Source organism: Oceanispirochaeta crateris, assembly GCF_008329965.1.
GTDB classification, from domain to species: Bacteria; Spirochaetota; Spirochaetia; order DSM-2461; family DSM-2461; genus Oceanispirochaeta; species Oceanispirochaeta crateris.
Window position 1 is genome coordinate 1462258 of sequence record NZ_CP036150.1, and the last position, 15494, is coordinate 1477751.

The 15494-nt window shown below is 39.8% G+C and carries 15 protein-coding genes; 5 read left to right on the plus strand and 10 right to left on the minus strand.

Features of this window, described 5'->3' with window-relative positions:
- The first annotated feature begins 184 nt into the window (after positions 1-184).
- Positions 185-823, plus strand: a complete 639-nt coding sequence (locus EXM22_RS06650) for a hypothetical protein (protein WP_149485762.1) — start codon at positions 185-187, stop codon at positions 821-823.
- Positions 824-834: 11 nt separating this feature from the next.
- Here the strand turns inward: EXM22_RS06650 and EXM22_RS06655 are convergent, their stop codons facing one another.
- Entirely contained in the window at positions 835-1449 is a 615-nt protein-coding gene (locus EXM22_RS06655) for a nucleotidyltransferase family protein (protein WP_168203384.1), read from the minus strand.
- Between the two features lie 31 nt (positions 1450-1480).
- On the opposite strand from EXM22_RS06655, the gene EXM22_RS06660 reads away from it, so the two are divergent.
- Positions 1481-2458, plus strand: coding sequence for a DHH family phosphoesterase (locus EXM22_RS06660; RefSeq protein WP_149485764.1), 978 nt, complete (start codon positions 1481-1483; stop codon positions 2456-2458).
- Between the two features lie 7 nt (positions 2459-2465).
- Positions 2466-3974: a pallilysin-related adhesin gene (locus EXM22_RS06665; RefSeq protein WP_168203385.1), complete on the plus strand. Its 1509-nt coding sequence runs from the start codon at positions 2466-2468 to the stop codon at positions 3972-3974.
- Here EXM22_RS06665 and EXM22_RS06670 read toward each other — a convergent pair.
- The 4 genes from EXM22_RS06670 to folD are packed head-to-tail and all read right to left on the minus strand — an operon-like array spanning position 3952 to position 8252.
- Positions 3952-5013, minus strand: a complete 1062-nt coding sequence (locus EXM22_RS06670; RefSeq protein WP_149485766.1) for an SPOR domain-containing protein — start codon at positions 5011-5013, stop codon at positions 3952-3954. The genes EXM22_RS06665 and EXM22_RS06670 overlap by 23 nt on opposite strands.
- Positions 4967-5314, minus strand: a complete 348-nt coding sequence (locus tag EXM22_RS06675) for a hypothetical protein (RefSeq protein ID WP_149485767.1) — start codon at positions 5312-5314, stop codon at positions 4967-4969. Before EXM22_RS06675 ends, EXM22_RS06670 begins: the two co-directional genes overlap by 47 nt.
- Before the next feature lie 8 nt (positions 5315-5322).
- Positions 5323-7335, minus strand: a complete 2013-nt coding sequence (locus EXM22_RS06680) for an LCP family protein (RefSeq protein WP_149485768.1) — start codon at positions 7333-7335, stop codon at positions 5323-5325.
- A 38-nt stretch (positions 7336-7373) separates the two neighbouring features.
- Positions 7374-8252 carry a bifunctional methylenetetrahydrofolate dehydrogenase/methenyltetrahydrofolate cyclohydrolase FolD gene (gene folD / locus EXM22_RS06685; RefSeq protein ID WP_149485769.1) on the minus strand — a complete coding sequence of 293 codons (879 nt, stop codon included), beginning with the start codon at positions 8250-8252 and terminating at the stop codon, positions 7374-7376.
- Between the two features lie 132 nt (positions 8253-8384).
- On the opposite strand from folD, the gene EXM22_RS06690 reads away from it, so the two are divergent.
- Both EXM22_RS06690 and EXM22_RS06695 read left to right on the plus strand, forming a co-directional pair.
- Positions 8385-8990 carry a TP0733 family outer membrane beta-barrel protein gene (locus tag EXM22_RS06690; RefSeq protein WP_425465771.1) on the plus strand — a complete coding sequence of 202 codons (606 nt, stop codon included), beginning with the start codon at positions 8385-8387 and terminating at the stop codon, positions 8988-8990.
- Positions 8991-8998: 8 nt separating this feature from the next.
- Positions 8999-10285, plus strand: a complete 1287-nt coding sequence (locus tag EXM22_RS06695; protein ID WP_149485771.1) for a hypothetical protein — start codon at positions 8999-9001, stop codon at positions 10283-10285.
- 74 nt (positions 10286-10359) lie between these two features.
- Here EXM22_RS06695 and EXM22_RS06700 read toward each other — a convergent pair whose 3' ends face one another.
- The 5 genes from EXM22_RS06700 to nusB form a co-directional block, all read right to left on the minus strand.
- Positions 10360-10968 carry a phosphoribosyltransferase gene (locus EXM22_RS06700; protein WP_149485772.1) on the minus strand — a complete coding sequence of 203 codons (609 nt, stop codon included), beginning with the start codon at positions 10966-10968 and terminating at the stop codon, positions 10360-10362.
- A 129-nt stretch (positions 10969-11097) separates the two neighbouring features.
- Positions 11098-12594 carry a Do family serine endopeptidase gene (locus EXM22_RS06705; protein ID WP_168203387.1) on the minus strand — a complete coding sequence of 499 codons (1497 nt, stop codon included), beginning with the start codon at positions 12592-12594 and terminating at the stop codon, positions 11098-11100.
- Positions 12595-12663: 69 nt separating this feature from the next.
- Positions 12664-13416 carry a type I methionyl aminopeptidase gene (map, locus tag EXM22_RS06710; RefSeq protein WP_149485774.1) on the minus strand — a complete coding sequence of 251 codons (753 nt, stop codon included), beginning with the start codon at positions 13414-13416 and terminating at the stop codon, positions 12664-12666.
- 14 nt (positions 13417-13430) lie between these two features.
- Entirely contained in the window at positions 13431-15092 is a 1662-nt protein-coding gene (locus tag EXM22_RS06715; RefSeq protein WP_281289985.1) for a tetratricopeptide repeat protein, read from the minus strand.
- Positions 15076-15492, minus strand: coding sequence for a transcription antitermination factor NusB (gene nusB / locus EXM22_RS06720; protein WP_149485776.1), 417 nt, complete (start codon positions 15490-15492; stop codon positions 15076-15078). Before nusB ends, EXM22_RS06715 begins: the two co-directional genes overlap by 17 nt.
- Positions 15493-15494: the final 2 nt, after the last annotated feature.

Genomic DNA, 15494 nt, shown 5'->3' on the forward strand with positions numbered 1-15494 from the left:
CCCCAGGTAACCGACATTATTAATGTGCACATCAAGTGCTCAACAGTTTCAATATTTCCGAAAGGAGATATGCCATTTCAGGTCCGTAAGGTTCAACGTCCAGACTTACGGACTTTTTTTTGGTCAATTTAAATTTTCGATTTTGATATATTGCATAGATGGCTTGTGCTGGCTAATATTAAAAATGATCAAATTGATGAGATACCTTCACCCCACAGTGCTCCTCTTTCTGTTCCTTCCGGGAACAATAGATTCTCAGGAAATCAATACTAAATTAAAACAGATACACATGGGCGGATTTTCTTACTCTCAGAGCATCAAGAATCATGAAGAATCAATCGGTACGACCTCGTCGGATCTTCAATACTCTCTAAAATCTGCTGGGTTAAACTACGGCAGCTTCAGGGGTGATCGATTGGGTTTCATCTCCGATATCAATGTAATATTCCCCTTCAGCTCTGCATACAACTCCCAGGAATCTGATAAGAATACTGGACTCATTCTGGATTACATGGGGGGTGTCGGTTGGAATTTAGGACAGAAGAGTCTTGTATTCCTACCCGCAATAGGTTTCCACGGCGATTATAGTTATTTATCCAAAGATCCTGTGGATGAAAATACGTCCAACCATATGTTTTCCTTCGGTATTGGTATCGGCCTGAAAATACTTTATAAAATCAATGCTCAAAATGCCATTTTTACCGGTATTAGAGGTGGACTGGATACAATTGAGTTTTCAAGTGCAACTTATGATTCCAGAGAGATTCGAATGAAGACAAAGTGGACATATATCGTTTCAGCAGGATATGCCTTGACCTTGTAATAATCATAAAATCAATGATTCAAATAGCTTTCATATACTTTGTATGAGTCTAAATCAAATATAACAGACTCATCTGTCCATGGAATGAGATTCTGATCTTTCATATCCAATGATCTCCCCAAAGTTTCTCCCTTCATTTTTAAAATTCTCTCCTTCCAACTTTGATCAATATAAACAGGATGCCCCGGGATACCACTGTAAATGGGTCTGGAAATTTTTCCGGCCACATGATGCGCCGTTATCCTGTGAAAATGACTGACTCCTATTAAAGGCATATCCAGGGGAAGGATAAAAAAATCCTCTTCAATGATTGATAATCCAGTTTGAATGGTAGAAAGCATCCCTTTGTGATAGTTTTTATTTTCTAGAATCTCAATATCCTGACAGGAGTGAAGCAGATCTTTCAACGCAGTAAAGCGATAACCACCAATGACAATAACTCGATGACAGGCCTTCGTAGCAGTCAGGACAGTCTTTAAAAGAAGAGGGATCCCCTCTTTATCTGGCAACTCGGCTTTCCACTGCCCCATCCTTGAAGAGATTCCTCCCGCCGGAATAATACATGCAGCTTCAATCTTATTCTTTTTAGTAAAAAGCATCTCTTCGTTAGATTTTTCAGATTCCATAGCGTATATTATACACATGGATCAAAATTAAATGACAGTAAATGAGATTTGTGAATATTTGTCACAAGAAAATGGTTATATACTCACTAGCCATGAAGCACCCGATGGTGATGCCATTGGTTCTGAAATTGTTCTCTACAGTATCCTCAACTACTTAAAAAAAGATGTTGTCATTCTCAATTCTGATATAACTGAACATAAATACAGGTATATGGATCAGAACGACGTTATTCACTGTATCGCCCCGGGAGATGAAATGACCCAGGATCTGAGTCAAAAGATTCTCATTGTTGTAGATACAGAGCCGGATAATATCGGCCATCTTTCAGCGCTCATGAATAAAGAAACAGTTCGGGATATTCTGGTCATCGATCACCATGATTATAAAGACAAAATTCCTTTTAAAGGCCTCTATGACCCTAATGCGTCATCTACCTGTGAAATCCTTTACGAAATTCAGCAACATCTGAAAGTCCCCTATTTTGATCCTCTCACAGAAGCAATGTTTACGGGGATTGTCTATGATACAGGCTCCTTTATTTATCCCAAAACAACAGCAAAAACTTTTTCTATCGCTTATAATCTGGTTTCAAATGGTGCCAGACCTAATTTTGTTTATTCCAATCTCTATGAGAGCAAATCAACAGAATCTCTCAAATTGAGAACGATGGTTGGCTCCTCACTGACTCTTTACTTCAATAATCATGTAGCCTACCAGTATATGGACATGGAAACACTTATTAAATCGGGAGCTAAATATGAAGAATCACAGGAGATAGTGAATATTCCACTTCAATGCAACGATGTCCGTGTTTCCATCTTTATAAAAGAGAATAGCGATGGAAAAGCGAGATGTTCCATTAGGACTAAAAATGAAATTGACTGTCTCCCTATCGTTTCCCGATTTCACGGGGGAGGTCATCCAACTGCAGCGGGGTTTAAATTGAATAAACCAGTTGAAGAAGTGCGTCATGAGGTGCTTGAATTCTTTGCTCCCTTCTTTACATAATAGCATCATGAAAAAACGCTATGTAATATTGTTCTTATTGTCACTGTCCTTTATTTCCTGTCGTGATAAAAATGAAACAAACCAAATTAGAACTCCCCGCATTGTCAATCCGATGGTTAATGGAAATGATAGTGTCAACGATTCAACTGAGCAGGGTGATATTGAAGATACTTCCTTCCTTGTACCCATGATTGACCTTCCCTCTGATGAATACCCCCAACAGATTCAAGACATAAACCTAGACAGCGATACAGAAGAAGAACAGCTGATCCTTATCAGTACCACTGATAAAGAGGATCACCGTTTTAAACTCTACATAGCCGATTATAACAATGAAACAATGAGGTTCGAGAAAGCCCTTGAGCAGGACATACTGGTTGACCATATGGATGGTCTGAGTACGCACCTGCAGGATATAACAGGAAATCAGCTGAATGAGGTACTCGTTACTGGATTCGATCAAAATGGTTTCCATACTCTTGATGCTTTCAGCATTCAGACCCAGGGAGGAACTTCCGGATTACGTTATAAACAGATCATCTCTATAACCGTAAACGGAACCATTGATATTCAGACAAGTGAAAGATCTGAAGATTTTAAAACAGGAGAAATAACCTGGGAGAGTTTCCCGATTATTACTGAAGCCAGCGATGAAAGTGAAGAGAATCTGGATCTTGTAAAAACCGTTTACAATTGGAATAGGACCGCCGTCAGGTACCAACCTGTTTCAGTATCCCAAATACCGGGAGTCACAATCAGGGAAGAGAAATTAAAAGATCTATACAGAGGGGATTTGGATGATTTTAAGGAGTTTTTGTCTGGCCCATGGCATAGAATCAGTGATTTGAACGAAGAAAAACAGCCCTTTCTTGAGGAAATCATGTACTTTCATCCTGATGAAAATCAAGTCATATTCACAGCAGGTGATGTCCAGGAGATTTACGACTGGAATGAAACTTATAGAACTATTTTTAAGGGAATTTATATACAATCAGTCAACCAGCTTATAGATAGTCTTAGACGAGACCTTTACATTACCGTGGAAGACATGGATTCCATTCGCGTCAAAATTCAGGGAACAACTGAATGGGGAGGTTTCTATGAACCGGTCAGTCTGTCATATCAACAGAGCCTGATTCACAATGAGATTTTGAAACCTGCAGATGACATGATAGAACTCAGCGGCTTATTTAAAAGCAGCCAAGGGGTCGAAATGTATCTGGATTATCCCTTTTTTACTGAGAAATCTGAAGATGGAACCAGCAGGCAAGGAGTTTTGACCTTTTACAATCTGTATGGCACGAATGTTTTGCAAATGCGTTATCAAAAAGCTAACGGATTGCTGGAAAAACGATCTGTTTATAGAGCCGATTACAGTGTTACAAGTGATAGTAAACGGATTATTAGAACCCTGACACTGCAGCCAGGCCTTCTTTCTGTCTCAGGATTCTCTGTGGAACCGGGGGATAGTCTTCATTTTGAACAGATTGAAATCAGGGAATCTGAGGAATCCTGAATCCCTTGATACCGAGGACCTCAAGCTTTTTCTGAGTGACATCCAGATCTTTACTGAAAATAATCACCTTGTATACAGTATCTTCTGCGACGATCTGACTCAATTCATCATAGGACGCCAGCTCCTCTTTGAGATTCAGTGCATTTTCATAACTCTGAAAAGCGCCGGCTTGAATATACATGATAGGAACTGAGTTTGACTCAGGTTCAGATGGGCCGAGGTCATCTAAGACCGGGAGAGTTTCAAATATTTCAGGATTCAGGTTCAAAGAGTCAGGATGGGGCAAATGACTGATATTTCCTTCTTTCAGGATCAAAGTCTCTACCGATTCCGGGAAGGATTGATACAGCATCTTCCGAAAGCGGGAGGCTTGTGATTCATAACCTCCGGAGTTTAGTTTGTTTTGAACCAGAAATAACCAATCTGGATCATTCAACAAAGATGGAAACTGCTTATGTGTGTTTTCAAGCCATACCAATAACTGCTGGTCATCACTCTGATTTCGAAGATCAGCAATAAATTTACTTTTGACCTGAGTGTACTGAACATTTCCCTGTGAAAGGAATTCCCCGGTCGCAGTATTTTGTCCCTGAATCAATATCCTAGTCAATGCGGGATTTTTATTCTGTATTTGATCATCCAGAGACAAGAATAAATTAAGATACCTCTGCTTCATCACCTCATCTCCGGTCAGCTCATATAGGACCAGAATTGTTTCAATGAGAATAAGTTTATCTTCTTTTAGTGTGACACCACTGAGATATTCTTCGATAAGATGAAGGTCATTCTCCAGAGTCCCCGGTATTCTGAGGGTGTGAATCAGAATTCTGCCGAAATGATCAAGTCCCTCACCATTGTGACTCTTGAGCCAGCTGATATAGGACTCCCGGGCTGACTCAAGATTTCCTTCTCTTTCAAAAACTTGAGCCTCCGATAAATCATCAGCTCCAAGAAGAGGCAGGGATACAAGGGTGAAAACAAAGAGAATTATCTTAAAATGTATTTGTAGTCTCTGAATTGGATTCTGATTGGGTTTCACTATTTCTTTTCAGCATCCTTTTAGTTTTTCTATCCATTTTTTCAGGCACAAGTGAATTTTCTTTTTTCAATTGCTTCATCTGTTTTTTCTTCTTTAAACCGCTTCCAACAATATAGGGAATAACCGAGACAGCCCCCAGAATATACATGACAAAAAAACTGATAAATATAGGAATATCCTTCAGCTTCGCCGCCTCTGTAAACCAGAGATTGATATCAGAAGTATTCCCTAAATTCAAACCAATAAAAGTAAAAATACAAATGAGAATTAAAATATACCATAAAAGGCGCAGGGGCATCATGTTCTCCTTTACGATCCAGTTAAAACTGATCGTATATATGTCTTAATTATAGTCCAATCATTATCCTTTGGTAAAACAATCCAACCGCCTTTATAAAAAGATTCATCTTCAAGAGCTGCACGTTGTTCTTCGTCGCTCAGGCGGTATAGATTCGTATAGCTTGCATACAACACATTATCGGTATTCATCACGTGTTGCCCAGCAATATTATAATCTTTGTATGAGAGGAAATATTTTACCATATCCGTTGTGCTTAGATTGGTCTGCACATATTTACCAGTTATCCGGATCAGTTCGTAGATTTTATTCATATCCGTAAAGTTCATATTCACCGCTTTATCTTTAAGAGCGGCAATCACCTTTTGTTGTCGGACGGCTCTTTCAAAATCCGAGGAAGTATGTCTGGAACGGGCTATTCGCAAAGCCGCAATTCCATCTAAATGATGCGTTCCTGCGGTGTAGTAGAGAGTAGACCAACGGCCGTTTTCTCGAACTTTATATGTAGGATCAACAAGGGCTTCATCGAGGCGAACATCGATGCCTCCTAATAAATTGACAACATCAATAAAGGCATACATATCAATGGCTATGTATTTTGTAATACTTAAGCCTGTCAGACTTGAGAGTTCGGAAACTAACCTTTGAGGACCGAACTCTCTGTAGATAGAATTTATTTTTCGACCTTCATAGTACAAATCACGAGGAATGCTCAGCATTCTAAGTTGCGATGTTTCGCTATCCCCATGAAGTAGAATCATCGTATCAGCATTATGCTCATGTGATCCTATAAGGAGAAAAGTCTCTGATCCCTGTGCCGGCACAAATGTATCACTCACGGAGGATTCGGATTTCATCTGCTCCAGTTGAAAATTAAAAGTGAGTTCGTGATTGACAGTGAAGGTCTTTAAAGATCTGACAGGTATATCATCCCCATCCATCAGATAAACCTCACCAAACTCCTTTTGAAGAGCCAGAGCTCCTTGACGAAGGGATTGTTCATTTACAAAATCATAATAAATATAGTCATTATCTTCCCGGGGTTGCATGATAGGAGTAAAGCCGAGGTCATCAAGGCGCTGCTTAAATGCGGGATCCGATAGAAGAGCGACAATTTCCTTTTCTACCAAATCATCGGTTCTCTCAGAGGCAGTTCTAATGTCATTATGATTGATATAGTCTATGAGTCCCTGTTTAAGTGTCTCTAAGTCTTCGTATTTGTAATTCCCCAGAATAAAGAGACTATGTTCAGTATCAGTAACAATTCTAAGCAGTTCTGAATCATCGATTCTCAATATGGGTATAAAGCGATTTTTCCCGGAAAAGGCACTCTCTCCCAGATATAAATTGAATTTTTTTAGCTCATTTCGTAGATTGCGATCACTGTAAATTTGAAGAAGATCCCGGTTGAGTCTATCAACCCTTTCATAAAGAGTATTCAGCTTCCTGGTTTCACTCTGTAAAAAGGCGACAGCCTCTTTTGATTCCAGAGAATCCCGTACCTCAGAGTCACCGATATAGGATTGAATCAAAAATCGTTTTTCATCAGGTATATATACAATTTTGAAGTAGGGAGACCGCTCTTTCAGTAGAACGCCTTCAAAATCACTAGATTTCCTATAATCCAGATTCAAGACTCTCAGCAAAGATTGAAAGTTTTCACTGCCCAGTAATGAAGTATACTCCTTCAACATTTCCTGAGAACTGTTAAATTCCTCCAAATAAGAAATAGCATCATAGGCTGCCAGCTCAAAACTGCCGGCATCGGGAATATCTGATTCAGAATCTTCTTCTGTATCAAAGTTCAACTCCGGAAGATTCATATATTTTCTGACCTGGTAGGTATTTTGTTTCAGCAATTCTTGAGTATTCCTCATCGCTGTCAGTTCTTTTTGATTCAAGATCACCATATTCTCATAGGATTCTATTTTAGAATTCCATCTGCTGTTCAAAATGAGAATGATCAAAACAAGCGTACAGATGAGAAGGGCTGAAAAAAGAGGTATCAGGACTTTATGTTTCATAATTAATATTTGTCATCTCCGGTATATTGAAATAGATTTTAAGAAAGTCTGGCTTCAGCTGATTGAACAGTATTAAAGAGCAGCATGGTTATCGTCATAGGACCAACTCCTCCAGGTACAGGAGTAATATAGGACGCTTTTTCACAGGCTTCATCAAAAGCGACATCTCCTACAAGCCTATATCCCCTTTTTTTACTGCTGTCATTCACCCGGTTTACACCAACATCAATCACAACGGCATCCTGCTTTATCATATCTGAAGTAATCATCTCCGGCCGGCCGGCAGCTGCAATCAGAATATCGGCCTGTAAGGTTTCTTCTTTGAGATTTTCTGTGGCTGTATGACACACTGTGACTGTGGCATTCCCCCACTCCTTTTTCTGGAATAACAGGTTTGTCAGTGGTTTACCAACTATATTACTCCGGCCGACAATAACGACTTTTTTTCCTTTAGTTGAAATATGAGAATATTCAAGCAGTTTGAGAATACCGTGGGGCGTACAGGGAAGAAAAGTATCCTGCTCTAGAATCATGCGTCCAACGCTCATGGGATGAAAACCATCCACATCCTTGGAAGGATCAATGGCAACAATTATATTCGATTCATTTATATGAGAAGGCAGTGGCAACTGAACAAGGATTCCATCAATTTCCTCATCCTGATTCAGTTCTTTAATCAATGCCAATAAATCGCCCTCGCTTGTCTCCTGGGGCAACCTGATATCTCTTGAATACATGCCTAGGTCATGACAGCTTTTTTCCTTTGCACTCACATAAGACCGACTGGCAGGATCATCACCGATCAAAACAACAGCCAGACCTGGCGTCACTCCCGATTTCTTCATATCTGCTACTTTGGCAGCCAATTTCTCTCTAAGATCTGCGGCAACTTTTTTTCCATCAATTATAATGGCCATATTTATGTTTTCCCCCTGTCGTAACCTCGTTGAAGCTTTGTTGTTACTATGATATTATCAAACAAATTTTGAGAATGAGGAATAGAATTGAACAAAAAGACTCCCTTTGTCTCATCCACGCCCATTATATTTATGCTGATATTTATGTTTTTTTCAATGCTAGCATATGCTGAGGAAATTCCGGAAGAGGAAAACACTGAGAAAATAAGTATTAAGTATCATGCGATGGGTGATCAGGTATTCAGCATAAGTGCTGGACTTTTCATCCCCCTTTATTTTAATAACCCCAACCTTGCATGGAGTGATTCAGATGCGTTTACATCTACCAATCTATCCCTAGGCGGTAATGGAGCCCTCTATTACGGTGCTTTTCTGAATAATAATATTCAACTGGGATTAGAAATCGGAGCCATGTTTGCAGGAAGTCCAAACGATCATAACTTCTATATGGTACCCATTACCTTTAGAGGCAGCTATGAATTTCAATTTAAAAACAATTTGATTGCGGTTCCTGTCTATATAGGTGCAGGAATCAATATGACTTCCTACCTTGAAAGTTTCAATGTCGAAATGATCCTTAAACCGGGTGCCGGCTTTTATTGGAATTACAGTTCTGACTGGTCTTTCGGAACAAACGTAACCTACTGGTGGGTTCCCCAGATATATCCAGGAGACAGTCAATACAATAGGCTGGGTAATTTCATGGATATCTCACTTTCCGCAGTTTATCACTTTTAAGAGGTATTATGAAAAAACTATACTTTATCCCCTTGGTACTGCTCTTTTTGATGAGCTGTTCAGGATCGGCTATTTTTTATACCCTCGAAAATGAAGAGGAAATAAGGGATACAAATAATTTTAAATCTACAACTCCTGTCAACAGAATCCTTCTCTATGATGATGGTTTGACCGAATCCTATGTAACCCATGGTAAACAGTTGTGGTACAGCACAGCCGGATCGGATCAAAACCCCTGGTCCTCCCTATCCTTGCCCGACGGTTATTCTGATTCGGCTGTTGTTAATTCTGTGGCAACCTTCGGCACAAGGCTCTATGCAACCGTTGCCGATGGTGACAGCGATTCAAAGTCAGCTCTCATGTATGTTGAATCCATTGATGATTCTCTAACTGAAGTCTTTAGTGATACCAGTAGAGAGGGGTCGGATTCTGATGATTATTATTTTTACGAATTATCACTGTTTTCTGTAAACGACGGGCTCTATATATCCAGGACCAACAGACTATGGAGCACACAATCCAGCAGTAATTCCAGCATTGAAGAAACAGAACTCTATTATTATCCATCAGGTGATTATCCTCCTTCCAGCGGATTAGATGATTCTCACCTTGTCAGCATTTCAGGAATGACGGATGAGCCCTTCATAATCAAAGATATTGTTTCTACTGGAGCAGCAGGAGATATCTTCCTTATCCTCAATGAAACAGGCAGTGATGCCGACTCCTACAATGCGGGTATGCTATTTAAGACATCATGGTCGACTCCTGAGACTTTCTCATCAGAAATGACCATCACAGTAGATTCTACGACCATAACCTACTCTTTTAACAGACTCTATTATGCATCTGACTATGGAGCTCTCTTTCTATCGACTAGAACCGATGGCAGTTATCATCCCATCCTCTACACATTTGATGATGGTGCCAGCTGGGAGAGCCTAACCGGATCCAGTAATATTCAGTTCAGCGCTTTCCAGGATATTTCTGGTATCGATAGTTCTACAAACATTATCCTGGCAGGAACCAGAGCAGATGTCATTGAAGGCAGCTCAACCTATTATACAGGTAGCGGTTACTACGAAATAGATATGTCAGATACAAGTGATCTTGCCCTTCAGAGCAATACGTTTGCGCTGGATACAAACTACAGCAGTACTGATTTATATGATTCTACCATCATGGATATACTCTATGACAGTACAAGAAATAAGATTTATGCCAGTACCAGTTCAAACGGGCTGTGGATGAATGATTACTCAGATGATGATGATGCCAGAATTTGGTATAGAGAGTAAAAGATAAAACAGATAGAATAAGCCTTCCCCAATGGGAAGGCTTTTTTTTATACTGTTAAACAAGGGTCTTAGTATTATTCATGACTGTTGATAAAATCAAATATCGGCTGAAGTCCCGGTTCTTTCTCGAGGTACTGATGCTGCTGTTCTTCCTTAGTTAGACCAACAAGCTCATGGCTCATATAATGAATCCAAACCTGATCGTCTTCTTTTTCAAGATCATACTTATTGCAGTAAAAATCCGGTTGTATGGGTAGGTGATCCTTATACTTGATGTCTTTGTAGTCATGAACCGCAACCTTCACATCAGACCGCGGAATGCCTTTTTCAAGAATCACTTCTACGAGATGATTCAGAGTTTTTCCCGAATCAAAAATGTCATCTATAAACAGTATTTTATCACCATTCCTTAAATGTTCAGGATTATAGGTCCAACCGTCAATCATGACCCGGTCCTGTTTATGTATATCCGAATAAGAACGAGCCACGACAGCTGCGTAAAAAACCGGTCGTTCTCCTTTTCTAACGATTTTGAAAAACTCACTGAATACATTTCCCATATAGGCACCTCCCCTGAGAGGTATGTAAATAACATCGGGAATGAATCCGGTCATATAAACATCATAGGCCAGTTTAAGAGCATTGTTGCGGATTTGGTCGAAAGGGATAAAAACTTTTGTCATGATTGTCCTGCTTTTTCTGTTGTTAAAAATGTATTCAGAAAATCTATACTTTCCGAAACTCTGATTATATCATTATAAATAAAATCTCCCGCCGAAATCAAACAGCGGGAGAGTAAGAGACTTAGAAACTTATTTTTTCTTTATTTTAGGTGACTCCATTTCAAAACCTTCCCTCAGGAATGTCAAATAGAAGTTCTCTTTTCCAATTTTTGAAATCTCAGTATAAAAGTCGGAGAGTGTCTTAACTGATTTTCCATTGATTCCTGTTATAACATCTCCTGATTGGATTCCTGCAACCTGAAAAGTAGTTTTGGGATAAACTTCAGCCACAAAGACTCCTTTAATTCCATCATCCAGTTCAAGTCTCTCTCTCAGACTATCTACCAATGGGAATACAGAAACACCAGGCCAAGCTTCAGAATTCATCTTCTGAACTTCCTCTTCCTTGGCTCTTTCTCGGATTTCTACTGATACAGAAATTTTATGACCATCCCGTATGAGTACGAAATCCGCTTGATCTCCAGGACGCATATCGCCGATGATTCTGGTAAGATGGTTCTTATCAGTGGCTTTGCTACCATTTACAGAGAGGATAAAGTCACCAGGGAGTATACCTCCATCATCTGCAGGAGAATGACTAAATACCTGGAATACGAAGGCTCCCTCTTTTTCTGTCACATCAAGCTCAGCAGCAACTTCTTCAGGAAGATCTCCGATACTAACACCAAGCCAACCATATCGTACTTCTCCATTTTCAATGAAGTCCTGAACAGTCCTTTTGACATTATTAATAGGAATACTGAAACCCAAGCCGATGCTTCCACCAGTAGAGGTAGTTATCCAAGTATTGATACCGATGACTTCTCCTTTCATATTCACCAGGGGTCCACCGGAGTTCCCCTGGTTGATGGCAGCATCGGTCTGAATGAAATCATTGATATTACCATCAGGACCATTCTGACGTCCCAGGGCACTGATAATACCTGCAGAAACGGATGATTTGTAACCAAAGGGACTGCCTATGGCTAAAACCCAGTCTCCTACAAAAAGATCATCTGAATCACCGAGGGTGGCGATGGGCAGGTCTTTCTTGCTGGTGAATTTAATCAGGGCTAAATCCTTACGGGGATCAGCACCCACCAGAGAGGCATCATATTCATCGCCATTATCCATCTTTACAGAAATTTCATCTGCCGTACCCGCCACATGGTTATTGGTTATGACATAATATTCATTACCCCTCCGACTCACAATAAAACCTGAACCGAGACCGGGACTTCTAAACTCTTGTTCTTCACTCTCACCCTGATTATCACCTTCGGGATTACCAAAGAAAAAATTCCAGGGAACACCATTATTGGAGGGAGCCGAGCGTTTGGAAACCTCGACGACATCAATCTCCACAACCCATGGAAGTGATTCAGCAGAAACTTTTCTGAATGTGTTCTGAAAATTCTCCATCGTATCTGCTTCGACCTGATTCGGAGCAGCCAGCACCTGTTCTGATGGTTTTATAGAAGGTAAAAAAGTATACAATGTCAGACAAAGCGCAAAACCGGCAATTGTACTGAAAAAAGCAGTAGCAATAATTTTTCCATGCCTGTTTAATCTTTTATTTAATGGCATTTTTAATCTCCTCAAACATAAAATCTTTCTAACTAATAACATGATGAAAATTTGAGGGTTACAAATTTCTTAAAGTACAGTAAGAATCTCTGTTTTATCTTTAAAAATTGCAATTGTATGCTCAAAATGGGCCGAAAGAGAACCATCCAAAGGCTTCACTGTCCAGTCATCTTCCAGGATCTCCACATCCGCAGTCCCCATATTGATCATGGGCTCCAGAGCCAAAACCATCCCCGGTTTGATCCTGGGATTCATCCCTCTAGAGGGATAGTTATTGGGAATCTGGGGCTCTTCATGAACATCCAAACCGACTCCATGTCCGCAAAATGAGTGCACAATCCCATAACCGAAAGGCTCGATATAGGATGTAATGGCCTTACCAATATCTTTTATCCGACCTCCTGCTACAGCAGCAGAAATACCTCTCATAAGGGCTTCCTCCGTCCTCTCAAGTAGGAGTTTAACATCCTTATTAACCTCACCTACAGCAAAAGTATAGGCCCTATCGCTGTAATAATCATCAAGAACGATACCAATGTCACAGCCAATGATATCCCCTTCTTTAAGGATTTCCTTTTTGCTTGGTATTCCATGGATAATGGTGTCGTTTACAGAGGCACATATTGATCCTGGGAATCCCTCGTAACCTTTGAACGCTGCAGTACCCTTATGTTTCTTGATATACTCTTCTGCAATTCGATCGATGTCCCAAGTACTTATACCAGGCTTTATATGGTCGCCAAGTTCTTCAAAGAGTCCGGCTAAGAGCTTGCAGGACTTCCTGATCCCTTCTATCTGTTTGTCATTTTTTAGTCTGATCATTTAATGATCCCTTATTATTTAATTTTATTAAGCAGCGTAGCTGCTCGTATATTATTACGGTCTAACTCTAATGCCTCTTGAAGGAGTTCTATCGCTTCATCAAACTCTTTTTTTTCTACCAGTATGGTTGCCCGCGCAAAATTAATTTTTGAAAGATATGAACGCTGATCAAACACAGAACTCTGGACAGTAAGATCATCATAAGCTTGAAGCAAAAGGTCTTCGGCAATTAGAATATTTCCCTTAAATATTTCCAAGACAGCTTTATTATAGCTTAAATACCACTGGGGATCGAGACTGTAGGCCACATTCATATTAGAAACAGCTTTCTCTATATTCCCACGGAAGAGCTCAATAATGGATTCATAAAAATAGAACCAGAAAGGAGATTCTCCACTATCTTCATATCGCTGAAGGACGATTTCCATACTTTCAATATCACCGACACCGGAAAGATACCAAAGAAGGAATCTAGTGACATCTTCACTTTTATGATCCTTATTGAAAAGATCCCAAATTTTAGACTGGTACTGCACTGCAGACTGCTGCTGAGGAAAGTATCGGATTTGCAAAAGATGAGGTTCTGTTAAATCTGGAAATCCGGAAATATAGCTATCCAGTGCATTTTTTACTTCCACAGGATAACTACTATGAAAATAGTGGACATAATCACCCAATAATTGGACATTATCCCTGAAAAGAGTCATACCTTCCTTCAAGACAGATCGAGCTCTATTCGAATAGCCCTTATCCAAATTGATCCTGGCAATATTTCTATAACTCTTCCAGCTTCCTTCGGGATTAATATCAAGGGCCTTTTGATACGCTCTGAGAGCCTCATCCTTATCTCCCCCCATATAGGCGAGATCGCCGATTTGCTGATGGATTGTGAATCGCTGATTCCCTTTTACATCATCCACTATGGACTGAGCCTGATACGCATCATAGGCTTGTTGGTATTGGCCCAGATCATAATGAAGAACTCCAAGAAGATAGGGATTGATCTTATTCCCAGGCAAGCGATTTAAAATGGAAGCAGATCTGTCATAATCTCCTTCAAACATACTCAGTAGAGCTGCATTATACAATAAATCTGCATTATCCGCCTTGGTACCCACAGATTCAAAAAACACAGGGTCTTCCTGATACCGAATCTTATCTTTTATGAATTCCAATGGAGTCATATTATTTAAGTTATAATTTCGATACACATCATAGGAGAGAAGGCTTTCTGCAATGAGAGTCTTATACTTATCCTGTTGGATTGCATATAGAGAAGCCGAAGCTTTTTCATACTGATTTGTCCAGATCAATGACGCCGTATATAAGGCCTCATGATCCGCTCCGCCCTTTAGAAACTTTCTTGAATTACTGACGAGAATGTTAAAATATTCAAAATCATCCTGCTCGACAGACGCCAAATAGGATCTTTTAAAAATACTGAACCATTGATCTTTGGTTTTTGCATGGCGTGTAGCTTTTTTAAGCTGTAATTCCATATCTGCATAATTCTTTTCATCTAGGAACAAATCAGATTGGTTTAGGTAATACTGGAAATAATCTTCAGATGGGATGAAAAGGAGTACCAAAGACAGGACAGAGCCTAAAAAAAACAGAAGAACTGCATTTTGAATTAAGCGACGTCTATACTTGTTCTCTTCAGCTGGGCTGCTCATCAATCTTTTTCTTTATATTATCCAGTATACCGTTTACAAAACGGTAAGAATCGTCTGTACCGAATTCCTTAGTAATTTCAACTGCTTCATCTATCACAACTTTTGGAGGAATATCCTTTTGATACATTAAAGCATAGATACTCATACGGAGGATCGCAAGACTTACTTTCTCCAGTCTGGCAAAATCCCAATTTCGAAGGCTGTCTTTTATGAGCTGATCTATTTCCGGGAGATTATCAATAGCCCCTTTAATCAGAAAACTCGCAAAAACTTTTACATCATCGGTCAAATCTTCTTTAGCCCAATCATACTGAAACAAATCTTCCATTTCGGTAGAACTGATTTCCCAACTGTACAGGGCCTGAAAAGCCAAGATTCTTGCCTTTCGTCTATTTCCCATGG

Excerpts from the sequence above, each read along its gene's own strand:
- EXM22_RS06650 (WP_149485762.1), top strand. The coding sequence starts at position 185 with ATGATCAAATTGATGAGATACCTTCACCCCACAGTGCTCCTCTTTCTG.
- EXM22_RS06655 (WP_168203384.1), bottom strand. The coding sequence starts at position 1,449 with ATGGAATCTGAAAAATCTAACGAAGAGATGCTTTTTACTAAAAAGAAT.
- EXM22_RS06660 (WP_149485764.1), top strand. The coding sequence starts at position 1,481 with ATGACAGTAAATGAGATTTGTGAATATTTGTCACAAGAAAATGGTTAT.
- EXM22_RS06665 (WP_168203385.1), top strand. The coding sequence starts at position 2,466 with ATGAAAAAACGCTATGTAATATTGTTCTTATTGTCACTGTCCTTTATT.
- EXM22_RS06675 (WP_149485767.1), bottom strand. The coding sequence starts at position 5,314 with ATGATGCCCCTGCGCCTTTTATGGTATATTTTAATTCTCATTTGTATT.
- EXM22_RS06680 (WP_149485768.1), bottom strand. The coding sequence starts at position 7,335 with ATGAAACATAAAGTCCTGATACCTCTTTTTTCAGCCCTTCTCATCTGT.
- folD (WP_149485769.1), bottom strand. The coding sequence starts at position 8,252 with ATGGCCATTATAATTGATGGAAAAAAAGTTGCCGCAGATCTTAGAGAG.
- EXM22_RS06690 (WP_425465771.1), top strand. The coding sequence starts at position 8,385 with ATGCTGATATTTATGTTTTTTTCAATGCTAGCATATGCTGAGGAAATT.
- EXM22_RS06695 (WP_149485771.1), top strand. The coding sequence starts at position 8,999 with ATGAAAAAACTATACTTTATCCCCTTGGTACTGCTCTTTTTGATGAGC.
- EXM22_RS06700 (WP_149485772.1), bottom strand. The coding sequence starts at position 10,968 with ATGACAAAAGTTTTTATCCCTTTCGACCAAATCCGCAACAATGCTCTT.
- EXM22_RS06705 (WP_168203387.1), bottom strand. The coding sequence starts at position 12,594 with ATGCCATTAAATAAAAGATTAAACAGGCATGGAAAAATTATTGCTACT.
- map (WP_149485774.1), bottom strand. The coding sequence starts at position 13,416 with ATGATCAGACTAAAAAATGACAAACAGATAGAAGGGATCAGGAAGTCC.
- EXM22_RS06715 (WP_281289985.1), bottom strand. The coding sequence starts at position 15,092 with ATGAGCAGCCCAGCTGAAGAGAACAAGTATAGACGTCGCTTAATTCAA.
- nusB (WP_149485776.1), bottom strand. The coding sequence starts at position 15,492 with ATGGGAAATAGACGAAAGGCAAGAATCTTGGCTTTTCAGGCCCTGTAC.